The organism is Mesorhizobium sp. M7A.F.Ca.AU.001.01.1.1 (assembly GCF_004022735.1).
Lineage (GTDB): Bacteria > Pseudomonadota > Alphaproteobacteria > Rhizobiales > Rhizobiaceae > Mesorhizobium > Mesorhizobium ciceri.
The window spans coordinates 1-380 of the sequence record NZ_RZPF01001405.1; the positions used below are offsets into that span (position 1 = coordinate 1).

The window sequence follows — 380 nt, forward strand, 5'->3', positions numbered from 1 at the left end:
GCCCTCGAGACCGTGTCCGATTTTGACTGGAAAATATTCCGCGACAAAAGAGACGAAAGGTGTGGAATGACTTTGGACACCAAGATGGAACTGCGTATGGGGTCCCCGGCTCCTGCGCTGAAAGTGGAGAACTGGCTGCGTGGCGAGCCCCTCACGAGCCTTCGGCCCGGCAAGGTCTACCTCGTTGAATTTTGGGCGACTTGGTGCCGACCATGTGTCCACGCCATGCCCCATTTGATCGAACTGCAGGAGAAATATAAAGACAGCGGATTTGAGATTATCGGAGTCGCAGCTTGCGAAAAGGCTGCAACCGCGGACGAAGCGCGGACCAACGTGGATGCCTGGCTGACCGAGAAGTTCCCGAATCTGAATTATCGGAC

The 380-nt window shown here is 55.5% G+C and carries 1 protein-coding gene; it reads left to right on the forward strand.

What is annotated here, in order from left to right; genetic code table 11:
* Positions 1 to 84: 84 nt before the first annotated feature.
* A partial coding sequence (locus EN884_RS38420; RefSeq protein WP_164895536.1) for a TlpA disulfide reductase family protein occupies positions 85 to 380 on the forward strand: 296 nt, incomplete at its 3' end.